General features: G+C 44.1%; 20 protein-coding genes. 12 read left to right on the plus strand and 8 right to left on the minus strand.

Translation table 11 applies throughout. From position 1 onward, the window contains the following. Positions 1-73: 73 nt before the first annotated feature. The 4 genes from ACS8FB_RS02915 to hppD form a co-directional block, all read right to left on the minus strand. A complete protein-coding gene (locus ACS8FB_RS02915; RefSeq protein WP_299219640.1) occupies positions 74-1,477 on the minus strand; it encodes a Na+/H+ antiporter NhaC family protein in 1,404 nt (467 codons plus the stop codon). 91 nt (positions 1,478-1,568) lie between these two features. Then, positions 1,569-1,910, minus strand: coding sequence for a 4a-hydroxytetrahydrobiopterin dehydratase (locus ACS8FB_RS02920; RefSeq protein ID WP_299219637.1), 342 nt, complete (start codon positions 1,908-1,910; stop codon positions 1,569-1,571). Between the two features lie 137 nt (positions 1,911-2,047). Further along, positions 2,048-2,881: a phenylalanine 4-monooxygenase gene (gene phhA, locus ACS8FB_RS02925; protein ID WP_439260923.1), complete on the minus strand. Its 834-nt coding sequence runs from the start codon at positions 2,879-2,881 to the stop codon at positions 2,048-2,050. Positions 2,882-3,015: 134 nt separating this feature from the next. After that, positions 3,016-4,122, minus strand: coding sequence for a 4-hydroxyphenylpyruvate dioxygenase (gene hppD / locus ACS8FB_RS02930; RefSeq protein WP_439260924.1), 1,107 nt, complete (start codon positions 4,120-4,122; stop codon positions 3,016-3,018). Between the two features lie 146 nt (positions 4,123-4,268). Here hppD and ACS8FB_RS02935 point away from each other — a divergent pair, with 146 nt between their 5' ends. The 9 genes from ACS8FB_RS02935 (at position 4,269) to ACS8FB_RS02975 (ending at position 15,467) form a co-directional block, all read left to right on the plus strand. Next, positions 4,269-5,198 (plus strand): LysR family transcriptional regulator, encoded by a 930-nt coding sequence (locus ACS8FB_RS02935; RefSeq protein ID WP_439260925.1) that lies wholly within the window; start codon positions 4,269-4,271, stop codon positions 5,196-5,198. Between the two features lie 200 nt (positions 5,199-5,398). Beyond that, positions 5,399-6,595 (plus strand): amino acid aminotransferase, encoded by a 1,197-nt coding sequence (locus tag ACS8FB_RS02940; protein ID WP_439260926.1) that lies wholly within the window; start codon positions 5,399-5,401, stop codon positions 6,593-6,595. A gap of 489 nt (positions 6,596-7,084) precedes the next feature. Next, positions 7,085-7,525, plus strand: a complete 441-nt coding sequence (locus tag ACS8FB_RS02945) for a hypothetical protein (RefSeq protein ID WP_439260927.1) — start codon at positions 7,085-7,087, stop codon at positions 7,523-7,525. A 277-nt stretch (positions 7,526-7,802) separates the two neighbouring features. Next, positions 7,803-9,956 carry an FAD-dependent oxidoreductase gene (locus ACS8FB_RS02950; protein WP_439260928.1) on the plus strand — a complete coding sequence of 718 codons (2,154 nt, stop codon included), beginning with the start codon at positions 7,803-7,805 and terminating at the stop codon, positions 9,954-9,956. A 218-nt stretch (positions 9,957-10,174) separates the two neighbouring features. After that, positions 10,175-11,494 (plus strand): ABC transporter substrate-binding protein, encoded by a 1,320-nt coding sequence (locus tag ACS8FB_RS02955; RefSeq protein WP_439260929.1) that lies wholly within the window; start codon positions 10,175-10,177, stop codon positions 11,492-11,494. Beyond that, positions 11,491-13,251, plus strand: a complete 1,761-nt coding sequence (locus tag ACS8FB_RS02960; RefSeq protein ID WP_439260930.1) for an ABC transporter permease — start codon at positions 11,491-11,493, stop codon at positions 13,249-13,251. Before ACS8FB_RS02955 ends, ACS8FB_RS02960 begins: the two co-directional genes overlap by 4 nt. 51 nt (positions 13,252-13,302) lie before the next feature. Further along, on the plus strand, positions 13,303-13,947 hold the full coding sequence (locus ACS8FB_RS02965; RefSeq protein WP_439260931.1) for an ATP-binding cassette domain-containing protein: 645 nt from the start codon (positions 13,303-13,305) through the stop codon (positions 13,945-13,947). A 64-nt stretch (positions 13,948-14,011) separates the two neighbouring features. Further along, the gene (locus tag ACS8FB_RS02970; RefSeq protein WP_439260932.1) at positions 14,012-14,641 is read left to right on the plus strand and encodes a CDP-alcohol phosphatidyltransferase family protein; all 630 of its coding nucleotides are present in this window, start codon (positions 14,012-14,014) and stop codon (positions 14,639-14,641) included. A gap of 34 nt (positions 14,642-14,675) precedes the next feature. Then, entirely contained in the window at positions 14,676-15,467 is a 792-nt protein-coding gene (locus tag ACS8FB_RS02975) for a sterol desaturase family protein (RefSeq protein WP_439260933.1), read from the plus strand. A gap of 7 nt (positions 15,468-15,474) precedes the next feature. Here the strand turns inward: ACS8FB_RS02975 and ACS8FB_RS02980 are convergent, their stop codons facing one another. The 3 genes from ACS8FB_RS02980 to cobT all read right to left on the minus strand — a co-directional run bounded on the left by ACS8FB_RS02980 (position 15,475) and on the right by cobT (position 18,172). Further along, entirely contained in the window at positions 15,475-16,035 is a 561-nt protein-coding gene (locus ACS8FB_RS02980; protein WP_439260934.1) for a histidine phosphatase family protein, read from the minus strand. Between the two features lie 185 nt (positions 16,036-16,220). Beyond that, a complete protein-coding gene (cobS, locus tag ACS8FB_RS02985) occupies positions 16,221-17,105 on the minus strand; it encodes an adenosylcobinamide-GDP ribazoletransferase (RefSeq protein WP_439260935.1) in 885 nt (294 codons plus the stop codon). Continuing rightward, complete coding sequence (gene cobT, locus ACS8FB_RS02990) at positions 17,105-18,172, minus strand: nicotinate-nucleotide--dimethylbenzimidazole phosphoribosyltransferase (protein WP_439260936.1); 1,068 nt, start codon at positions 18,170-18,172, stop codon at positions 17,105-17,107. The genes cobS and cobT overlap by 1 nt, the downstream gene beginning before the upstream one ends. A 246-nt stretch (positions 18,173-18,418) precedes the next feature. Here cobT and ACS8FB_RS02995 point away from each other — a divergent pair, with 246 nt between their 5' ends. After that, entirely contained in the window at positions 18,419-19,777 is a 1,359-nt protein-coding gene (locus ACS8FB_RS02995) for a GntP family permease (RefSeq protein ID WP_439260937.1), read from the plus strand. Positions 19,778-19,870: 93 nt separating this feature from the next. Beyond that, complete coding sequence (locus tag ACS8FB_RS03000; protein ID WP_439260938.1) at positions 19,871-21,007, plus strand: glycerate kinase; 1,137 nt, start codon at positions 19,871-19,873, stop codon at positions 21,005-21,007. Between the two features lie 63 nt (positions 21,008-21,070). Here ACS8FB_RS03000 and ACS8FB_RS03005 read toward each other — a convergent pair whose 3' ends face one another. After that, positions 21,071-21,940, minus strand: coding sequence for a LysR family transcriptional regulator (locus ACS8FB_RS03005; RefSeq protein WP_439260939.1), 870 nt, complete (start codon positions 21,938-21,940; stop codon positions 21,071-21,073). A 93-nt stretch (positions 21,941-22,033) separates the two neighbouring features. On the opposite strand from ACS8FB_RS03005, the gene ACS8FB_RS03010 reads away from it, so the two are divergent. Beyond that, positions 22,034-22,534: a lactoylglutathione lyase family protein gene (locus ACS8FB_RS03010; RefSeq protein WP_439260940.1), complete on the plus strand. Its 501-nt coding sequence runs from the start codon at positions 22,034-22,036 to the stop codon at positions 22,532-22,534. Positions 22,535-22,787 lie beyond the last annotated feature (253 nt).

The raw sequence follows: 22,787 nt of genomic DNA on the forward strand, positions 1-22,787 counted from the left end.
CACCAAAAATTTGGGACGGCTTTATTGGTTTAAGTAAGCATTAGCAAAATATAGAATCGTCACTAAAACTTAACTATCGAGCGGATACTTTGGTGCCATCCTTACGACTAATGGTAAGCCCCGTAAAACCAAATAACAACGTCAACAGTAGCGATAAATAACAGAAAAACGCATAAGGTAGATAATCCAGTACTGGCACGCCTAATGCTTGACTGATAAATACCCCGCACACACTCCAAGGTACGAGTGGATTGATGACTGTACCTGCATCCTCGATGGTACGAGATAAGTTCTTTGGATGTAAGTTTAAGCGCTCAAATATCGGACGAAACGCGGTACCTGAGAGTAAGATACTTAAATACTGCTCACCGATCAGCACGTTGATGCTTAGTGCTGACATGGCCGCGGCAAATATTGCGCGCCCCGAGCTGGTCAAAGTGTCTTTGATACCTGATAGCAGCGCTGGCAGGATACCTAAAGCGCTTAGCAAGCCACCAAGGCTCAGTGCCAATATCACAATCATCTGAGTAAAGAACATGCTTTGTACGCCGCCACGTGAGAGCATACCGCCAACTTCTCCAAGCTCCAATGTCTCAGCGGGCGCATAGCCTGCAAAGAAGTATCCTCCTAGTTGTCCAAGGCTCGGTGAACTGTGCAAATAGGTGACAATCAATGCCGCAACAATGGTACAAATAATGGTATAGATGGCATTAACCCGAAACAAGGCCAACCCTACAAGTACCACAAACGGTAATACTGCATAACCATGTACCAAACCACTTTCGATCAGCTGTCCTTGCAAAACTGTTACTTGACTCAAATCACCACTGACAGTTTGTCCTGAGAAGAACCAGAACAGTATGACCGTCAGTATCCAAGCAGGTACCGTGGTGTACATCATATTGCGAATGTGCTCGAATAAATCAATACCTACGACTGATGAAGCGATGGTACAGGTATCAGATAATGGCGACATTTTATCACCGAAAAACGCCCCTGATACCACAGCGCCAGCAGCGATAGCGACATTGGCATCGAACGCATTACTCATTCCAATAAACGCCACGCCCAAGGTCGCCGCAGTGGTCAAACTGCTGCCCAGTGCAATGCCGATGATCGAGGTAAGTACAAAGGCTGAGATGTAATAAAACTCTGGTGATATCAGCTCAAAGCCAAAATACATCAGTGTCGGTATGGCGCCAGACATCATAAGTGCAGCAACCATCAAACCAATAAAGAAAAACAGATAAATAGCACCGATACCGCGCATTACGCCCGAGGCCATTTGTCCTTGCATGTCATCAAAGCTTAGACCTTTGAATAGTCCAATAGCCAATAGCACACAGATAGCAAGTATCAACGACAAATGAGGTACCCAGCCAAAGCCGATCATGGTGATACCCATAATAGCGATGACAGTGATGGCGATAGTAAATGCGAGTCTAGGTGAAAACTGAGTAAGTATTTGTGGCGGCATCACACATCCTTAAATGACCAATTAAAATTGGTTTGGGGTTGGATTTTAATGTGGTAAGTTTACTAAGTCGCTTTGATTATTACTATACTCATTATTGACCATATAGACTATCTGTCTTGGCTGCCATGATAAAATCATTGCGATGCAGACCTTTAATACTGTGTGACCACCATGTAACCGTCGCTTTGCCCCACTCTACCAATATGCCAGGATGATGACCTTCAGCTTCTGCAATATCTGCAAGCTGATTGGCAAACGCCATAGCGGTGACAAAGTTTTTGAATTTATATTGACGCTGTAGCTGATTGATACCATTGTCTTCAATGAGTGACCAATCAGGTATTTGTTGCAGCAGCTCACGTGCTTCACCTTCCTCGACTGTTGGGGCACCGATACGGCAGGCTTCGCAGCTGGCTTGAGATAATGTTGTCATAGTAAATTCCTTTTATTTTAACTATTAAGTTTTTATTAAATGCACGTCTATGTTGACATGATTGTTTACTTAAACAATCTATGTTGCAGTACTTTTGGTAAAGTCGTTCGTTGATTAAGTAATCGATTATTAAATGATCAACTGGTTTCAACCTGATATGTTGGCTCAAACATGCCAAGTGACATCGCCTGCTTGACCACTCCCATGATATCGCTATTCACGATATCAAATAGCGTATCTAAATCATCAATAACATAGTAGATAGGCTGAATGTGGTCAATACGATAAGGGGTACGTAACACATCTAGCAAATCGAAGGCTCGGTGCTCAGGTTGATGATGGGATTGAGGGTTTGACTGGTTTTGAGTCTCGTTGCTGAGCGCATAAATGGTTTCAGATGGTGAGCTCAAAATACCGCCGCCATAAATTCGGCGGGTATCCTGCGTTTGCCCGACCAAACCAAACTCAATGGTAAACCAATAAAGACGTGCCAAAAATAGCCTTTCTTCTTTACTGGCATTAAGACCAAGCTTGCCATAAGTTTCATTGAAGGTAGCAAAAGCAGGATGAGTCAGTAGCGGACAGTGTCCGACAATCTCATGAAAGATATCCGGCTCTTCGATGTAATCCATGTCATCAAAGCGGCGGATAAAGGTCGCAACAGGGAAGGATTTATTGGCCAAAAGTTTAAAGAACTTACCAAAGCTAATCAAAGCAGGCACCGCGGCTGTTTGCCAACCTGTCGTCGCTTGTAGCACTTCATCGATATCGTGCAATTGCGGGATACGATCTGACGGTAGATTGAGCTTTTTAAGTCCCTCTAGATATTCTGAGCAAGCGCGGTTGGGTGTATGTTTGGCTTGACGCTCGAGCAGCGCTTGCCACATGGCATGCTCATCATCACTGTAGTGAATGTGACCATTGGCATCAGGTTGATGCGAGAGATAGGGTTGTTTGTTTTGGCGTTCCATGCCGATGCTCCTTTTTCCGTATATCCGTTTTATTTGTGTCAGTACTTTAATAACGCTATATGTTCGATACTACAGCGTGAACGATGGCAAGACAAATCGCCTTTTGCCTTGCCATGTTTGTTTGGTGGATAAGTTTACTCTGTTTCGGTTTCTGTCTCAGACTGACCGATAGCGCCGCGGCGCACTTGATCGCGCTCTATCGATTCAAATAGTGCTTTAAAGTTACCTTCACCAAAGCCCTCATCATAGTCGCCTTTACGTTGGATAAATTCAAAGAATACTGGGCTACCTAAGATAGTTTCAGAGAAAATCTGTAATAGCAGACGCGGTGTGCCGCCCTCGGTAGTACCATCGAGTAAGATGCCGCGCGTTTGTAATTCAGAGACGTCTTCACCATGGTTCGGTAAGCGCTCGCTCAGCATTTCATAATAGGCGGCCGTTGGCGCGGTCATAAGCGGTATACCCGCCGTTTTTAGTTTATCGATACTGGCAAATAAGTCATCACTGGCTAAAGCAATATGCTGAATACCCTCACCATTGAAGCTCATTAGATACTCTTCGATTTGTCCGCCGCCCTGCTTTGATTCTTCGTTTAACGGAATGCGGATTTTGCCATCAGGCGCCGTCATGGCTTTACTGGTCAGGCCAGTATATTCGCCTTTAATATCGAAATAGCGGATTTCACGGAAGTTAAAGATGCGCTCATAAAAGTTTGCCCAATAAGCCATGCGCCCACGGTAAACGTTATGGGTCAGGTGATCAATAACCTTGAAGCCATGACCAACCGGATACTTATCTACATCTGGGAAGAACTCAAAATCGACGTCATAGATAGACTCACCATCTTTAAAACGATCAATCAGATAAATCAGTGAGCCGCCGATACCTTTGATAGCAGGAAGTCTTAACTCCATCACCCCTGTCGGTACCTCTACTGGCTGGGCACCATTTTTAATTGCCAGCTCGTAAGCTTTTTTGGAGTCTTTCACACGAAAACCCATGCTACAAGCTCCTGCCCCATGCTCTTCTACAAAGTAACTGGCTTGGCTTCTTGGCTCACGGTTTAATATAAGATTGATGTCACCTTGACGGTATAAAGAGACATCTTTAGATCGATGATTGGCGACATGGGTAAAACCAAGCTGCTCAAAAAGCGCTTCTACTGCTTCAGGTTGTGGTGAGGCGAATTCGACAAAATCAAACCCTTGCAAGCCTACTGGGTTTTCAAATAAATCTGCCATTGTAATCATCCTTAACGTTAATCGGTGGTATGAAATCCATATAAAAGTTGTATATATCAATGCAATGTATTGACGATGTGTCCATCTTAGAGTAGCTTTATTTATAAGACTAATTGTTTTTTTTAATTTATTTATCAGGTTTACTTATGAATATCAGTATTCGCCAATTGACCGCTTTTATCAAAGTCGCTGATAGTGGCAGCTTTACCCGTGCTAGTGATCAGATGTATTTGACCCAATCAGCTGTGAGCGGATTGATCAAAGAGTTGGAGACCAGTCTTGGCATCGTGTTGTTTGATCGCACCACGCGTCAGCTATCTTTGTCGGTCGTAGGCAGACATTTACTGCCGCAAGCTCGGCGGGTCCTTAATGAGATGCAATTGTTTGAAAACGAAGCGAGCAGTCTGATGAGTCTTGCGCAAGGTCAAGTCCGGCTAGCGGTGTCACAATTTGCTGCTTCTTCTATACCTGCGGTTATCGCTCAGTTTGCTAAAGAATATCCTGATATCAGCGTGTCTTTAATAGATTGCTCTGCAGAAAACGTTTTGCAACATATTCAAGATATTGAAGTCGATTTGGGCGTTGGTACGGAGCTTGGTTTCATGGAAAGTGAAGACGACATCAGAGCCGATTTGTTATATGAGTTGCCATTTTGCGTGGTGATGCCAGATAATCATCCGCTGGCTAAGCAAAGCGAGGTGATCTGGCAGGATTTGATAGATATTCCGCTTATTACCTTACAAGGGCCTTTTATTGAACAAGTGACCGCCGAGCTGGATGAGACCATTGCTTCTCATATTCAGCAAGCACGCTATAAAGTCAACTTTATGTCGACTGCACTTGAGATGACGCGTCAGGGCTTTGGTATTACTTTATGCTTGCCTTATATGCCAGAAGTCATTGATTGGGTAAGTGCCAATGGCCTACAAATGCGCCCACTCGCACAGCCTGTTAAAGTGCGTAGGTTCTTTATATATCAGCGTTCATCGCGAGCGCTATCGCCTGCCAGTATTGCTTTTAAAGAGTTTTTGCAGACTTATTTTGCAAGCCATTTTAACGATTATAAAGGAAGCTAACGTAAGTAGACGCTATTTTTAAATGGTTGTTAGCCATTTAATTGGCTAAAAATATATTTAGATGATCAAATAGCTCATCTAATCAGTTAATTAATCAATATGGTTGAATCTATCGTTGAGTTAATTGTCAATCTGGTTTATGCTTTTTGGCGGCTTCGTGTCTATTCTTGTGCTTTATTTTATTCTTGTAAGGAAAAAAAATGTTTGAACGTATCGACTACTACGCGGGTGATCCAATCTTGGGGCTGATGGACAAGTTTGCAAAAGACAGCAATCCCGATAAAGTAAACTTGGGCGTGGGTGTGTACTACGACGAAGACGGTAAAATGCCGGTACTTGAATGTGTAAAAACTGCCGAACAGCGCATTGCAGACCCTGTCTCTCCGCGTCCTTATTTACCGATGGCAGGACTGCCAGGTCACCGTAAAGGTTGTCAGGAACTGTTATTCGGTAAAGATGCACAAGTATTAGAAGACGGTCTTGTCGCTACCATCGCTACTATCGGCGGCTCTGGCGCATTAAAAGTAGGTGCTGAATTTATTCATGAGTGGTTCCCGCAATCTAAATGCTATGTGAGCGACCCAACATGGGGCAACCATATTGCTATCTTTGAGGGCAGTGATGTTGAAGTTGGCAAATATCCCTACTACGATAAAGCCACTGGCGGCATCAAATTCGATGAGATGATTGCGTTTTTTGAGACGTTAAACAAAGACGATGTTCTTTTACTTCATCCTTGCTGCCACAACCCAACGGGCGTGGATTTGACCAAAGAGCAGTGGGATCAAGTGCTAAACGTCATTCAGGAGCGCGAGCTGATTCCATTCATGGATATCGCTTATCAAGGTTTTGGCGAAGATATGGACAGCGATGCTTATGCTATTCGTAAGGCAGTCGATATGGGTCTACCGCTGTTTGTCAGCAACTCATTCTCCAAAAACCTGTCGTTATACGGTGAGCGTGTCGGCGGCTTATCAGTCGTTTGCCCAACTACTGATGAAGCCGAGCGTGTCTTTGGTCAGCTGACTTCTACAGTACGCCGTATCTACTCAAGCCCACCATCACATGGCGGACGCGTCGTCGATATCATCATGAATGACGAAGCCTTGCACGAGCAATGGATCGGTGAAGTTTATGGCATGCGTGACCGTATTAAAGCCATGCGTATGAAGCTAAAGTCGGTGCTAGAGGCCAAAATTTCTGATCGTAACTTTGATTACCTGACTAATCAAAACGGCATGTTTAGCTTTACAGGATTGACGCCTGAGCAAGTTGAACGCATGCAAAACGAGTTTGGTATTTACATGGTTTCCAATTCGCGTATGTGCGTCGCTGGCCTAAATGTCGATAACGTCGACTATGTCGCCAATGCGATGGTCAAAGTTTTGAAAGGTTAATTATCTAACACAGTATTTTAGATATCGTATTATAGATATCTGATTTAAAAAAAGGTTGAGCATTGGCTCAGCCTTTTTTATTTGTCTATCTCTTTTACCCGTTTCTATTTAAAATCGCGTTTTGCTGAAATTAATTAGGAAAAATATTTCCTATTACGATTTGTGCAGCTCAAAAGGCTAATCATATATAACGTTGAGTGTATATAAAATAATCACCTTTAAGCTAGCATTGCTAATGTAGTAAAAGAGTGTAACGAATTCTTATAACCGTAACGTACCAGACAATACAAACTTGAACAATCATTCAAGAACAACTACAATAAGTTTCTTTATAGTGTTTAGCAGCAATATTGTATTCATTTTTGAGCAATCACTCAATATGATAAATATTTTATTTATGTCTGTTCTATGATGATGAAAAGTATCAGTACTCATTTTATTCATTAATTGTTTGAACCCACTTTCAAAATTTCTCAAAAGCGAAAACTTATGCAAAAAGTTATGCCAAAATATTTGCCACTTTCATTATTATTGCTTCGACTTGGTATTTTCATTGTTTTTTTAGTTTGGACGCTCGACAAGCTTATTCATCCCGAACACGCTGCAGGTGTTTTCTCAAAATTTTATGGTCTTGAGGCCATGAGTGAGACGATATTCCTCGCTATAGGTATCGCTCAATTGGTTCTTATTTTGACATTTGCTGTCGGTTTATTTAAAACTTGGACTTATGGCGCCGTCTTATTGCTCCATGCTATCTCGACTTTCTCAACCTTTGGCTTATACCTCAAACCTTTTGATAATCTACTGTTTTTTGCCGCGTGGCCAATGTTAGCTGCCTGTGTCGCGTTATTTTTAATGCGAGATTGGGACACGTTAACGTTAGGCAAAAAAACCTTTTTAACGCAAACTCATAAAGTACCTACTAAATAGAGCTTATTCAGTAGAGTTTATTAGATCGTGCCTATTATTAGACTAAAGCATGTCCTCATTTTGATAATGGTAATATAAATACTAGTTAGCAGAACACAGGCTATATACTGTTAAGAATGATAAGTTGGCTGTTTTGTGGTTAATAAACCAATAGGCCGTTCAAACCATTCAATGTAATGGCTGCTACTCTTAAGACGATGCAGATGCTTAACCGAAAAAACCATTGTATCTTTAACTGTATCTTTAACCTTTGCCCCACTATTTAGCCGGACATTTCATGATTAAAAGAATATTTTTGATACTGTTAATATTGATATTAGCGGCAAGCTTTTTCTACTTTGACCTAAATCAATTATTGACGCTTGACGGCTTAAAAGGGTCGATGGCGCAATTTAACGACTATAAAGCGCAATCACCGCTGTTGATTATTGGCGGTTTCTTTTTACTTTATGTCGTCGTCACCGCCTTATCCTTACCTGGTGCAGCTATTTTAACCTTAGCGGCTGGGGCATTATTTGGCTTATGGCAAGGCTTATTGGTCGCCTCATTTGCCTCCAGTATTGGTGCGACACTAGCGTTTTTAACCTCACGTTATTTACTGCGTGATACGATTAAGCAGCGCTTTCCTGAACGCTTAGCAGCCATTGATGCTGGCGTTGAAAAAGAAGGCGGGTTTTACTTATTTACCTTACGCTTAGTACCGATATTTCCGTTCTTTTTGATTAATTTACTCATGGGCGTCACCGCGATTAAAGCAAGGACATTCTACTGGGTAAGCCAAGTTGGTATGCTTGCGGGCACCTTTGTATTCGTTAATGCCGGTACGCAACTGGCGCAAATTGACAGCTTGTCAGGGATTTTATCATTTAATTTAATTGTCTCATTTGCGTTATTAGGCTTCTTCCCATTAATAGCAAAAGGGATATTAAATATGCTAAAAAAACGCCGCGTCTATAAAAACTATAGCAAACCTAAAAAATTCGACCGTAATATGATTGTGATTGGCGCTGGTGCTGGCGGGCTAGTCACCAGCTATATCGCGGCGACCGTCCGAGCAAAAGTGACATTAATCGAAGCGGGTGAAATGGGTGGCGACTGCTTAAACTATGGCTGTGTACCGAGTAAAGCCCTGATTAAAAGCGCGAAAGTCGCCGAACAAATGCGCCATGCTGAGCGCTATGGTTTAGACAATACGCCACCAGAGTTTTCATTCAAAAATGTCATGAGCCGTATCTATCAAGTCATCGCTGACATCGCGCCAAACGACAGCGTCGAGCGTTATACGGACTTGGGTGTCGAAGTGTTAAAAGGTTATGCTAAATTTATCGACCCATGGACGGTAGAGATTGCGCTAAACGATGGCGGCACGCAGCGACTAACCGCACGCTCCATCGTTATTGCGACTGGCGCGCGTCCATTTGTACCAGACTTGCCAGGTTTGGAAGAAACTGGCTATGTGACCAGCGATACTATTTGGAACAAGTTTACCGAGTTAGAAGAAGCACCAAAAAAGTTGGTCGTTCTTGGCGGCGGGCCAATTGGCTCAGAGCTGGCACAAGCTTTTGCACGCTTAGGCTCCAACGTGACCCAAATCGAGAGAGGCGCACGTCTTATGAAAAAAGAAGACGTGGAAGTCTCTGAATTTGCGCAAAAAGCACTCACTGAGAGTGGCGTAAATGTCTTAACCTCGCATCAAGCGATACGCTGTGAGATACGTGACGACAAAAAATATATTGTGGTGAAACACAATGAGGCAGAAATCGCGATTGAATATGACGAATTGCTTTGTGCCGTTGGACGTAGTGCGCGCTTAGAAGGCTATGGCCTAGAAGCATTAGGTGTTGAAACTGAGCGTACTATTGAGACGGATGACTATCTAGAGACCCTCTATCCCAATATCTACGCGGCAGGTGATGTCGTTGGCCCTTATCAATTTACTCATGTGGCCTCCCATCAGGCATGGTACGCCGCCGTCAACGGCCTATTTGGGCATCTAAAGAAGTTTAAAGTAGATTATCGCGTGATTCCGTGGACGACCTTTATAGACCCAGAAGTCGCGCGCGTGGGTTTAAATGAGCAAGAGGCTATTGAAAAAGGCATCGACTTTGAGATTACCTGCTACGACTTTAAAGATTTAGATCGTGCGGTTACGGAAAGCGCCAACGATGGCTTTATCAAAGTGATTACGCCTAAAGGCAAAGATAAAATACTCGGCGTGACCATCGTCGCTGAGCATGCTGGGGATATCATGCCGGAATTTATATTAGCGATGAAGCACGGTTTAGGTCTGAATAAAATACTCGGCACCATTCATATGTATCCAACGTGGGCGGAGGGTAATAAATACGTAGCTGGTGAATGGAAACGCAATCATGCGCCTGAAACGGTATTAAACTGGCTTGAGAAATACCATACATGGCGTCGAGGGTGATTAGCTTTCCAGTGAAACTCAATGCTGTTAGCATTCATTAGTTTTATCGACTTATAGAAGACGATCGATTTGCTTTAGAAATAAGTGCTGCTGGGATAAATTTTTTGAAGCCTATGGAGTGACGGAGTCACACAGCAAGCGAAGAAAATTTGTACCAACGGCACGCTTCAGAATCTATGACTGAATGTCATTTAATACGGGTTATAACGAGAACATAAATGTACGTTATTAAATCTCTACCAGCTTTGCCAAAGTTAAAAAACTTAAGCCGCTATAGCACCTATGCTATGGTGCTTAGCGTTTGTGCAGTTATTTCTTCAAGCATATCAGCAAGCACTGTCTCACCCACTACCGGTGACCTTAATCAAACTTTATCATCTTGGCAGCAGATAGAAGCCCAAGGTAAAAACCAAGACGTTTACTTCTATGCGTGGGGCGGCGATCCGCAGATTAATGCCTATCTACAGTGGGCGGCCAAGCAAGTCGATGATAAATATAATATCAATTTGGTTCATGTCAAATTGAGTGACACCAGTGAAGCCGTTAGTCGCGTACTCGCAGAAAAATCTGCCAATAATAATGAGGAAGGCAGCGTCGATCTCATCTGGATAAATGGCGCAAACTTTGCCACCATGAGTGAGAACTCATTATTACTGAAACAATGGGCAAACAAGCTGCCTAACTTCGCACTGACCGATCCAGAGAATAATCCTGCCGTTAACTTTGATTTTGGTGTACCGACCAATGGTATGGAAGCACCATGGGGTCAAGCCTCGCTGACCTTTTATTACGACAGCTTATCAACTGACAAGCCACCAACCACTTTAAATGAGCTGGTCAATTGGACGGCGCAAAACCCCGGGCGTTTTAGCTATCCAAAGCCACCTGACTTTTTAGGAATGAGCTTTTTAAAATACGCTTTAGTCATGCTACACGAACAACAGGATGCTAAAACAGGCGAAAATATCAAAGCACAGCTCAACTTGCCAGCCACTGAGCAGAATACAAACATGGTATTAGCCCCTTTATGGAAATTTTTAGATGATTTACATCCAACTCTATGGCGTAAGGGTGAGCAATTTGTGCAAACGGGCGCGCACATGCGGCGCTTGGTTGATGATACCGAGCTTAGCTTAGCCTTTAGCTTTTCCGCGCCTGAAATTCCTGCTGCTGTGCAGCGTTATGATTTACCCAAGAGTATTCGTAGCTATGCGATGAGCGATGGCAGCTTGAGTAACACGCATTTTGTGGCCATTCCCTATAATGCCAGCCATCCGCAAGCCGCGCAGCTGGTGGCAAACTTCTTGCTGAGCCCAGAAGCACAGGCTAAAAAGCAAATGCCTGCTGTATGGGGTGATAAAACTGTACTTGTCCAATCGACGCTCGACCCTGAGCAACAAGCGCTATTTAAGACTAGCAAACCGCATCCGAGCGCCCTACCGGTTGACGCTATAAAGCGTACCGTGAATGAACCACATCCGAGCTGGGTTGATGCCATTATGCAAGGCTGGCAGGCGCGTTATGGAGTCAGCCCATGAGTAAAGATTCTAATAATAAAACGGCTGATGCAAGCACTAGAACGATAGATCCTTATAAAACAGACCTATTTACGCGCATTGTATTGTTAAGTCCGAAATTTTTACTGCTACTGTTAATATTACCCGTACTCGGTGGTTTGATCAGCGTGCTGTTGCCTGCCTTTAGCTGGGTGCCCGCACTTGAAAAAACGACCGTTAGTCTACAAGGATTTAACGATCTGTGGCAGACGCCCGGTCTTAGCCAAATGGTAGCGCTCAGCATCGCTACTGGATTGATAAGTACGCTACTCGCTTTTGTCATATCTTTAATGATATTGGCGGCATTTTTTAATAGTGTTTGGCTAACTCGTATTGAGCGTCTGTTGAGCCCAATCTTGGTCATTCCTCATGCAGCGGCAGCCATCGCGGTTGGCTTTTTAATTGCGCCTTCTGGTATGTTTTCACGCCTCATTTCACCGCGGCTAAGTGGCTGGGAGTTGGCGCCAAGCGGTATGTTTCCACATGACCCTTACGGCATCAGTATTATTTTAGGTTTGACGTTAAAAGAGCTGCCGTTTCTATTATTAATGGCACTAGGCGCATTGGCACAACCAGAGCTTGGTAAAAAGCTGCGTCTACAATATAAAGTTGCACTAAATCTCGGCTATTATCCCATCACTGCCTTTTTTAAAGCTGTCCTCCCAATTCTCTATCCTTTTTTACGTTTGCCTATCTTAGCCGTCCTTGCTTATGCCAGTGCCAGCGTAGAAATGCCATTGATACTCGGTCCAAATACGCCGCCAACACTAGCAGTCACCATCATGCAATGGTTTAACGATGTGGATTTAAACTTACGTATAAAAGCCTCGGCAGGCGCATTATTACAGCTGGCGTTGACGGGTGGCTTAATCGCCTTGTGGCTCGGTGGTGAGAGAGCAATAAAAGCTTGCTTTAATGGCACGTTGCTCAATGGCAAGCGCCACTATGCCGATGCACTCTGGCAAAAAATCGCCGCCACGCTTACCACTGTAGTGATTGGCTTTATTTTGCTGGCGCTCATTGGACTGGTCATGTGGTCTGTGGCTGGTTTTTGGCGCTTTCCCGCCGTATTGCCAGAGCAGCTTGTGTTATTACATTTTCAAAGTGCCTTTATGCAAATGGGTACGCCATTATTTAATACCGTTACGATCGGTATCGTGAGTACGGTATTTGCCATTGTGCTGACTTTATTATGTTTAGAAGCCGAGCAATTAAGTAAAAAGCCACTTTCAAGATTTACCAGTTTCATTATCTATTTGCCGCTATTAGTGCCCAGCATTGCCTTTTTATTTGGTTTGGTATGGCTACAGCAGTTAATGAATAACCAAACGGCATTTTTTAATGTGGCGTTCACCCATCTGCTTTTTGTGCTGCCTTATGTGTTTTTATCGCTTGCCAGTAGCTACAGGCGTCTAGACCCGCGTTTTGCTCATGTGGCGGCGAGCCTTGGTGCAACTCCTGCTAAAGTATTTTTGCAGGTCAAATTGCCCCAGCTGTTTGCACCGATTTTGATTGCTATCGCCCTTGGTTTGGCCATTAGCTTTGGTCAGTATCTGCCGACGCTACTGGCAGGCGGCGGACGTATCGCCACCATCACCACCGAAGCGGTGACTCTCGCCAATGGTGCCAGTAGGCGCACCAGTGCGGTGTATGCCATCATCCAAATGGCACTGCCGTTAATTGGCTTTATATTGGCGTGGGTATTGCCGAAGTATTTCTTTAAAAGTGGCACTCGTTAGAAATCCAGACGTTAAAAACTCAGTCGTTAAAAACACAAAAAAGGGCCCTTGATGCAATCATCGTTACAGATAAAAGACTTACAGTTATATCGACAAGACGAGCTATTACTCAGCCTAGATGAGCAAATTACTGGTGGTGAGATACTGACCGTCATGGGCCCCTCTGGCAGTGGTAAATCGAGCTTATTGAACTGGCTAACAGGTACCTTACCCAATGGTTTTACTGCTACTGGTGAGGTCTGGTTAAATGATGAAAACGTAAGTCATTTGCCGACGCATCTACGGCATATTGGGGTACTGTATCAAGATGCTCTACTGTTTTCTCATTTATCGGTCGCAGGTAATATTGCTTTTGCGATGCCTAAAGGCAATAAAGTGGGCAATAAAAAACAGCGCCGTGAAAAAATAGCACAAGCGCTGGCACAAGTGGGGCTAGCAGGCATGGGAGATCGCCATCCCGATAATTTATCGGGCGGACAACAAGCACGAGTGGCGCTACTTAGAACACTATTGAGCGAGCCAAAAGCGATACTGCTTGATGAGCCTTTTAGCAAGCTCGATACCCAGCTGCGAGTAGACACGCGCCAACTGGTATTTGAGCAAATCCGCACCCATAAACTCCCCGCCATTATGGTCACGCACGATCATAGCGATGCTGAGGCCGCAAAGGGTAAAGTCATTCATTTAGACCTGTAGCTCTAAACCTGTAGTCTTAGAATTATAACCTTAAACATTGAAGCGAAATATAAAAGGCAAGCGCATGCTAGACAAATTTCTCACGCCCATGATTAAGCCGATGCTAGCCCCTGTGGTCGTTGTATTGCACAAACGCGGTATCACGGCTGATCAACTCACGGTGGCGGGCTTTTTAATCGGCATGTTAGCCTTACCACTGCTGGCGTTTGAATTGTGGTATGGCGCACTTGCAGCGATTGTATTGAATCGTATTTTTGATGGTCTTGATGGCGCGCTAGCTCGTCATGCACAGCAAAGCTCAAGCGCAGGCGGCTACTTAGACATTACGCTCGACTTTTTATTTTATGCAGCAGTTCCGCTAGGCTTTATCTTGGCAAATCCTGAACAAAACGCCATTGCAGGCGCTTTATTACTCGCCGCTTTTATTGGTACAGGCTCCAGCTTTTTAGCATTTGCCATCGCTGCAGAAAAGTTTAAACTGGATAAACCACAGTTTAAATATAAAAGCTTTTATTATTTAAACGGCTTGACGGAAGGCACCGAAACCATCGCGCTGTTTGTTGCCTTTTGCATTTGGCCGCAGCACTTTATATTACTCGCTGGCATTTTTGCAACTGCCTGCGCCATTACGATTTTTACCCGTATCCATGGTGGCTACCATACCCTCAAACAACTAGAAGTAAATGCCCATTAAAAATATGCAGTTTGTACCAATCAAGAGGTAAGCAATGACTAATGAAGTATGGTGGCGACTTGGGTTCTTTTTAAGCATTTTAGTCATCATGATGCTGATTGAGTGGCGCATGCCTGCACGCACCGCACCCATTAAAAGCCATAAACGCTGGTTTGCTAACTTTGGCTTGGTGTTTGCGTCATCCGTTATTGCTCGTCTAGCGGTGCCTATCGGTCTAACGGCTGTGGCGCTTTATAATCAGCAGCATGGAATTGGTCTGTTTAATATTATCGATTTGCCAAGCATCGTCGTTATCATATTAAGCTTAATATTGCTCGACATTATTATTTACTGGCAGCACCGATTATTTCATCGCGTACCTATTCTTTGGCGTTTGCATAAAGTCCATCATGCTGATGCGCATATCGACGCTAGCACAGGCTTAAGGTTTCATCCCATTGAGATTGTCTTAAGCATTTTAGTGAAGCTCGTTGCCGTCAACTTATTGGGCGTTCCTGCCATTGCAGTGCTGATATTTGAGATTGCGCTAAATGGCTTGGCAATGTTTAATCATGCCAATATTCGTCTGCCACCTGCCATTGAAAAACCTGCACGCCTCGTATTGATGACCCAAATCTTGCATCGTATTCACCATAGCCAGCGCGGCAGCGAGACCAATTCAAACTATGGCTTTAGTGTCATTTGGTGGGATTGGATCTTTGGTAGTTATAAGGGTCAAGCGCAGAAGCCTGATAATGAGCTAGATATTGGGTTAAAAGAATATCCATCAGCCAAGCAAAATGCCTCGCTATGGGGATTATTGGTAATGCCGTTTAGACATAAATGAGCGATAGCTATATTCCTGAAAGTTCCAAACAACTACACTCCCTATAAGCAACTGAAGATGGCCAATCAACCGCTACCTTCGGTACCTCCTGCCCAGCATCTATCATCTTAGCAGCATTAATCCAGCCCGCATGACTAACAGCTAGTATTGGGGTGTGATCGGATTCAGTCGAGACTTTATTCAACCACCCTTTAACACGGTCAAATAGCTGCTGCAAACTTTCGCCATTATCGGGCGCGAAGTGCGCAAAGTTATTGCACCAATCATCAATCTCTCGCTTAGCGATTTGCTCCCAAGGGCGACCGTCCCATTCGCCAAAATCAATCTCAGCAAGCTCAGGCGCGACTCGACATTGAAAGCCACGTTGCACCAGTATCTGCCCGACTTTTAGTGAGCGTTGTAATGGGCTGACCCAAATCACTTTAGGTAATTGATGAACACGGGTAAAGCGCTCGATTTGATTGGCAAGGCGTTTTAATTTACGCCTATCTACTCCTACATCTGTTTGCCCAATACAGATACCCTCAGCAGCAATGGGTTTAGGATGACGCCAAATATAAAGAGTCATTGATTGATTAGCCTTCTTTTTTGTAGCCAATCCGCTATAAAACGCACACAATGCTACTGGGATAAATTTTTCGTAGCATCTGTCTGCGTAGGTACAGCAAGCAAGGAAAATTTACCCAGTAGCGCGTTATGATACTTGCACTTATTTTATTTAGGACTGATTATATACTTTAGATTTCTTTTGAATTATAAAAAAGGTATAGTCGCTGCCAAACCTGCATAAATGGCAACTTCACTCAGCTGTTGTGTCGCCCCTAAACCATCACCAGTATAGCCATCCAGACGCCTACGTAATAAGCGCCGCATATAATCAGTGGCAACTAAAGCCAACACCAAAGCCAATAACCACTGACCGATGCTAATCTGCTGTATGGCATTAGGAAATATAACCATTACTAAAACTCCTGCCACGAGCAACCAACCACTACTGAACAATCCTTGTAACGCTGTCAACTGCTGCGCCATAGGTTTGGCTTTAGCATGTTCTATCTCACCGCCATACGGTAGCAGAGCAAGCAGGCTAATACATAGCAAACGCGACGCGGTATGCCCAATAATCAGCGCGACGATAGCCACCGATAACGGCATGGTGGCTAACAAGGAAATCTTTAGCAATAGCGCAGAGACCAGACCTAACACGCCATATGTACCCAAGCGCGAGTCTTTCATGATAGTCAGCGTGCGCTCACGTGTCAGACCGCCGCCCAAACCATCACAGCTATCGGCAAGACCGTCTTCGTGAAAAGCGCCCGTGAGCTTAATCCCGCATACCGTACTTAGCACCGCAGCAACTAAGGGCGTAAATAGCACACTGGCAAGCCAAAACACGCCAGCGCAAAGTAGCCCAACCAGCAAACCAACGGCGGGAAAATGACGGCTGCTTTGGTGTAACCACTGCGGATTATAATTTTTGAATGGCGGCACGGGCAATCGCGTTAAAAACTGCATGGCGACCAGTAACAATATCCATTCATGCTTTATGAATTGACCAACGCTTTTAGGCGAAGACTGCTGTAACGGCTCTGGCTGATTTAACGCCTGTTTTGATTCCTGCTTTAATGGCTGTGACATTATTTATTTTGCTCACTAATTCCAGCATCACTAAAGCTTGCCATCTCATTAATGATGGCGCAAGCGGACTGCAGTAGTGGGTAAGCAAGCGCTGCCCCGCTACCCTCGCCCAAGCGCATACCCATATCGAGTAATGGCTCAGCGTTAAGTAATTTTAATAAATGCGCATGCCCTGGCTCGACTGAATGATGGGCGAATATGGCGTATTGAGCGACACCGGGTGATAGGCGCTCCGCAGCCAATAACGCGCTACTGGCAATAAAGCCATCGATTAATAGAATACGCCGTTCGCTAGCGGCCTGAATCAGCGCACCTGCCATCATGGCTATCTCAAGCCCGCCTAATGCCGCGAGCGCATCTAACGGAGACTGTGCTTCATTATGACGCGCCAATACTTGCGTTAAAATATCCGTCTTATGTTGTAGACCTCCATCATCGAGACCGGTACCACGACCGATACAATCAGCGATCGGTACATCACCTAATCTCGCCAGCAAAAGACTCGCCGCTGAGGTATTACCGATGCCCATCTCACCGACGATGAGCAAATTACCCGCCAAGCCTTTCACTACTTTCATACCGTTTTCTAGTGCAGCTAAGCACTCCTCTTTTGTCATGGCGGGTTCTGTGAGCGCGTCTCGGCTACCACGGCGGACCTTATAATCGAGCAATTGTAGATGGTCTTTAAAAGGAGAGTTGGCAAAGTCTGCATCGACCCCAGCATCGACGACTTTTAGCTCGATATTATGCTGACGCGCCAAGACATTGATAGCAGCGCCGCCCTGCAAGAAGTTATTTACCATTTGCGCGGTAACAGCACTTGGATAGGCTGAGGTGCCATGCTTAGTTAAACCATGATCAGCAGCAAACACTCGAATCTGTGGCTGATTAATATGCGGGGTTGTTGTCCCTTGAATCATGCCCAATTGCAACGCCAGCGTCTCTAAACGGCCCAGTGCGCCAAGTGGTTTGGTCTTTAGATCTATAATCTTTTGCAGTTCTTGGCGTAAGTTATTATTTTCTATATCGGCAATGGTTGGCGCGGTAAAGGTGGTCAAGGGAAGCATCCTAAAGGTTATAAATAAAACGTGGGACTATGGTAGCAGATTATGCTTATTTTCTTGAGCTACCTATCTTATTCTCTAACAAATATACCAAGTAGCCATTTAAATTGTTAAAAACGATAGCCTTAAACAAATCATTAAACAAACTCTCTTATCTAGCTTATAACATTTGCTATAGAATGATGTCTTGAACATTCCTTAAGAAACACGTCTTAAAATAACAAATACTACAGCCCCATAGAGGTTACGATGATTGTGTTTTGGCTTGTATTAACCATTCTTTTTATTATTTTTGCCACTGCAAAATTAAAATGGCATCCTTTTTTAGTATTGATACTATCGGCATTTTTGGTAGCGCTATTTTACCAAGTACCTCTTGATACCGTTGCTAAGACTATCTCTGATGGCTTTGGTGGCATCTTAGGTTACATTGGTCTAGTGATTGTATTTGGTACTATTATCGGGTTAATCCTTGAAAAGACGGGCGCAGCAATTGTAATGGCCGAAACGGTTATTGACTTTTTAGGGCCACGTTTTCCTACGCTGACCATGTCTATTGTCGGCGCCGTCGTCTCGATTCCTGTATTTTGTGATTCAGGATTTATCATTCTAAACTCGTTAAAAGAATCTTTAGCGGAGCGCTTAAAAGTATCAAGCGTAGCCATGAGTATTGCTTTAGCAACTGGCCTATACGCCACCCATACCTTTGTGCCGCCGACCCCAGGACCCATTGCTGCAGCTGGGAACTTAGGATTAGAGTCAAATTTAGGTTTGGTCATTATGGTTGGTGTTGTCGTTACGGCCGTCGCCGTATTGGCGGGCTGGTTGTGGTCAAACCGTTTCCTTAATGTCGAGCCAGACAATATAGATGCCGAAAACGCCCCTGCAGCGACATTGCCTGATAATCTTAAAACACGCGATGATTATGGCAGTATGCCATCAGCCACGATGGCGTTTTTACCGATTATCGTGCCTATCGTTTTAATATGTTTATCCTCTTTTGCCAATTTCCCTACCGCTCCTTTAGGCGAAGGCTTATTGGCTGACATACTCATATTTATTGGTAATCCACTTACTGCGCTGCTTATTGGTCTGTTTTTATCATTTTTATTGATAAATGGTAAAGAAAAAACGCAACAAGTTAGTGATGCTATCTCTCAAGGTCTAGTCGTAGCAGCGCCAATCCTTTTGATCACTGGGGCTGGCGGTGCATTTGGTGCGATGCTAAAAGTCACTCCAATAGGCGATTATTTAGGCACCACACTATCGGCATTGGGGCTCGGAATTTTTATGCCATTTATTGTGTCTGCTGCGCTAAAAACTGCGCAAGGCTCAACCACCGTCGCATTGGTCACCACCTCAGCGATGGTCGCACCGTTATTAGGTCAAATTGGTCTCGACAGTGAGCTTGGACGGGTGTTTTGTGTGATGGCAATTGGTGCGGGCGCGATGACCATCTCGCACGCTAACGACAGCTTCTTTTGGATTGTTAGCCAGTTTAGCCGCATGAGTGTAGCACAAGCTTATAAAGCTCATTCAATGGCTACCGGTATTCAAGGTATTACCAGCATATTGTTTATCTGGTTATTAACTTTGGTATTTATTTAACTAATTTTATTAAATAAATTGCTAGAGAATAGCGTTTATAAAAAAAACTTGCTTACCCACTTTATTTTTACTTAGATATTCCAAGAGAGCTTCATGAAAATTTTAATCGCCCCTGATTCGTTTAAAGAAAGCTTAGAAGCGCTAGAAGTTTGTCGCGCTATTCAATCTGGGTTTCGTCAGATTTTCCCTGATGCAGACTATACGTTATTGCCCATGGCAGATGGCGGCGAAGGCACATCAGCGGTGTTGTCATATGTGTTGGGCGGGCGCTGGAAAAACGTGGTTGTGAACGATCCATTAATGCGACCAATTACTGCCAAGTATCTGTTATTAGAAAATGAGACGGCCGTAATTGAAATCGCTCACGCCTGCGGTTTGCATTTATTGACAAGTGAAGAAAGAAATCCGCTCATTACCAGCAGCTACGGTGTCGGCGAACTTATTGCAGATGCTTTGAGTGAGGGCGTCAAACGTATTATTATCGGTCTGGGCGGTAGTGCCACCAACGATGCAGGACTCGGTATGCTCATGGCATTGGGAGTGGGTTTCTATAACCATGACGGTAAGTCTTTAGCACAAGGTGGTAGCGAACTGGCTAACTTAAAGCAGATAGAAGGCGAAAAGCTTCATCCAAAGCTGCGAGACACAGTCTTTGAAGTGGCATGCGATGTGACCAATCCATTATGCGGATTATCAGGAGCCAGTGCTATCTTTGGCCCACAAAAAGGTGCCAGTCCCGAGCAAGTGGCGCTATTGGATAAAGCCTTGAGTCACTTTGCGATGGTATTTGGACAGCACGGCTATCAGGATTACCAGAATATAGCAGGCGCAGGTGCAGCAGGCGGTCTCGGCTTTGCCTTAATGACATTTTGCGGCGCTAATCTTAAATCAGGTTTTGATACCGTCACTGAGGCTGTCAGTCTAGAAGAGCACATTGCTAGTGCTGACTTGGTGATTACTGGTGAAGGCAAGCTTGATGCACAAACTTTAATGGGTAAAGTCGCTGGCGGTATTAGTCAACTGGCCAAAGCCAGTCACAAGCCCGTGATCGCTATTTGCGGTAGCGTTGACGGCTTAAATCCTGCTCAGACCACGCAATTTGACGTCGTCATGCCGAGTATCCAGAAGCTGGACACCCTTGATAAGGTGCTAAGCAATGCTTATGAAAGTATTGAGACTACCGCGGTTAATATTGCCGCGGCTATGAAGTTGGGGCAAAGTATGAAATAGAAACAGCCTACAAGTTAATTGATTGACCGACATCAAATCTAAATATCGCTATTTTTTATAATTTTACAACCACTTTTTTACCTCGTTAATGACGGTTTGCATTCTATTAGGTAGGGCTTGCTGGCACCGTACGGCAAGATATAGTGTTTCACTCATTGGCACGGGCAAACGATGGCTGCTAATAAGCTCAGGGTTTGGATATGCTGCAACCGCGTGTGCTGGCAATACGGTAAAGCCAAGCCCCCTACTAACAGGCTCTAAAATCAAACCAATTTGATTAGAAAAGCCCTTTTTCTTAAAGTCATTAATATGCTGGAACTTGATATAATTGGCACTCAGCAGCATGCTGGCATGATGAGTACCGTCAGGATGATCGATAAACCCAAGCGCTATGAGTGTCTCCCAGCTTAGCTCATTAGTCATCACAGGCGTCACTAGTATGAGCGCTTCTTGAGCTATTGACTGGCAACTTATTCCCTCGTCATCTGAGATCTCCGTCATAAACCCAATATCAATGTCATGATTCGCAAGCGCTCGCTCTATATCGCTATTTGGCGCAAAGCGATAGTCAATCACCAACTGTGGATACTGTTGCTGTAAGATCAAAAGCTTTGGATATAACTTTAAGCCCACGCTGCCAGGAGACATGAGTCTCACTAGCCCTGCATAGGCGGGGTCATCACCGATACGCTGTTCTAGATTTGTTAAGCGCTGCAAGATATCACCCGCCTCCCTATACAGCTCCTCGCCGGCATCCGTCAATGAAAACTGCTTCCCTTGACGGATGAGCAAGTCGACATCTAACTGACTTTCAAGCTTACGTATGTGCTGGCTGACACCTGACTGGGTCATATGTAGGCGCTCGGCAGTGCGGGTAAAATGCCCCACTTCAACAAGGGTACAGAACGTACGTAGCCATGTGATATTCATCATTACGATATATACTTAACTTTATAATAAAGGATAATTTTACGTAATGGATATAGCTTTGTAAACTACTCCCATATCAAAACAGGAGTATGAACGATGAATAACGTTTACCCAAGAAGCTTTTCACACATTGGCCTTTCCGTCCCTGACTTAGAAGCAGCGGTAAAATTCTATACCGAGGTGATGGGTTGGTACACCATCATGGAACCGACTGAAATCATTGAAGATGACAGCCCGATTGGTGAGATGTGTACGGAAGTCTTTAGCTCAGGCTGGGGCAGTTTCCGTATTGCTCATCTCTCTACCGGTGACCGTATCGGCGTTGAAATCTTTCAATTCAAAAATCAAGAAAACCCTGAAAACAACTTTGAATACTGGAAGACAGGTATTTTTCACTTCTGCGTGCAAGATCCAAACGTGGAAGAGCTCGCTGAACGCATTGTCGCTGCTGGCGGTAAAAAGCGTATGGAAAAACCGCGTTATTACTATCCCGGCGAAAAACCTTACCGTATGATTTATATGGAAGACCCGTTCGGCAATATCGTTGAAATATACAGCCACAGCTATGAGCTTATTTATAGCGAAGGCGCGTATTAGGTATAGCGCTTAAGAGTAAAATAACGCTTCGTTATGAAAGTTAAAAAAATCGGACTTATCTCTACATGTCGATTTATTCTTAATAAAGATACGAATAGCGCACTCATATTATGAATGCGCTATTTTCATATGTGCAATTTCAATATCAGCACTCTATTGTATAACTTATAAGTCATGCTACTATTTAGAGTATTATTCGGATGCTTTTTTAGATCTTTCCTTACGTTTACACACCAATTATCAAGGATGATAA

This window comes from Psychrobacter sp. 1U1, assembly GCF_051847535.1.
GTDB classification, from domain to species: Bacteria; Pseudomonadota; Gammaproteobacteria; order Pseudomonadales; family Moraxellaceae; genus Psychrobacter; species Psychrobacter saeujeotis.

Coding starts and splice junctions, on each gene's coding strand:
- ACS8FB_RS02980 (WP_439260934.1), bottom strand. CDS start 16,035: ATGACTCTTTATATTTGGCGTCATCCTAAACCCATTGCTGCTGAGGGT.
- ACS8FB_RS03000 (WP_439260938.1), top strand. CDS start 19,871: ATGAAAATTTTAATCGCCCCTGATTCGTTTAAAGAAAGCTTAGAAGCG.
- hppD (WP_439260924.1), bottom strand. CDS start 4,122: ATGGCAGATTTATTTGAAAACCCAGTAGGCTTGCAAGGGTTTGATTTT.
- ACS8FB_RS02955 (WP_439260929.1), top strand. CDS start 10,175: ATGTACGTTATTAAATCTCTACCAGCTTTGCCAAAGTTAAAAAACTTA.
- phhA (WP_439260923.1), bottom strand. CDS start 2,881: ATGGAACGCCAAAACAAACAACCCTATCTCTCGCATCAACCTGATGCC.
- ACS8FB_RS02935 (WP_439260925.1), top strand. CDS start 4,269: ATGAATATCAGTATTCGCCAATTGACCGCTTTTATCAAAGTCGCTGAT.
- ACS8FB_RS02920 (WP_299219637.1), bottom strand. CDS start 1,910: ATGACAACATTATCTCAAGCCAGCTGCGAAGCCTGCCGTATCGGTGCC.
- cobT (WP_439260936.1), bottom strand. CDS start 18,172: ATGCTTCCCTTGACCACCTTTACCGCGCCAACCATTGCCGATATAGAA.
- ACS8FB_RS02960 (WP_439260930.1), top strand. CDS start 11,491: ATGAGTAAAGATTCTAATAATAAAACGGCTGATGCAAGCACTAGAACG.
- ACS8FB_RS02975 (WP_439260933.1), top strand. CDS start 14,676: ATGACTAATGAAGTATGGTGGCGACTTGGGTTCTTTTTAAGCATTTTA.
- ACS8FB_RS02995 (WP_439260937.1), top strand. CDS start 18,419: ATGATTGTGTTTTGGCTTGTATTAACCATTCTTTTTATTATTTTTGCC.
- ACS8FB_RS02915 (WP_299219640.1), bottom strand. CDS start 1,477: ATGCCGCCACAAATACTTACTCAGTTTTCACCTAGACTCGCATTTACT.
- ACS8FB_RS03005 (WP_439260939.1), bottom strand. CDS start 21,940: ATGATGAATATCACATGGCTACGTACGTTCTGTACCCTTGTTGAAGTG.
- ACS8FB_RS02970 (WP_439260932.1), top strand. CDS start 14,012: ATGCTAGACAAATTTCTCACGCCCATGATTAAGCCGATGCTAGCCCCT.
- ACS8FB_RS03010 (WP_439260940.1), top strand. CDS start 22,034: ATGAATAACGTTTACCCAAGAAGCTTTTCACACATTGGCCTTTCCGTC.
- cobS (WP_439260935.1), bottom strand. CDS start 17,105: ATGTCACAGCCATTAAAGCAGGAATCAAAACAGGCGTTAAATCAGCCA.
- ACS8FB_RS02950 (WP_439260928.1), top strand. CDS start 7,803: ATGATTAAAAGAATATTTTTGATACTGTTAATATTGATATTAGCGGCA.
- ACS8FB_RS02965 (WP_439260931.1), top strand. CDS start 13,303: ATGCAATCATCGTTACAGATAAAAGACTTACAGTTATATCGACAAGAC.
- ACS8FB_RS02940 (WP_439260926.1), top strand. CDS start 5,399: ATGTTTGAACGTATCGACTACTACGCGGGTGATCCAATCTTGGGGCTG.
- ACS8FB_RS02945 (WP_439260927.1), top strand. CDS start 7,085: ATGCAAAAAGTTATGCCAAAATATTTGCCACTTTCATTATTATTGCTT.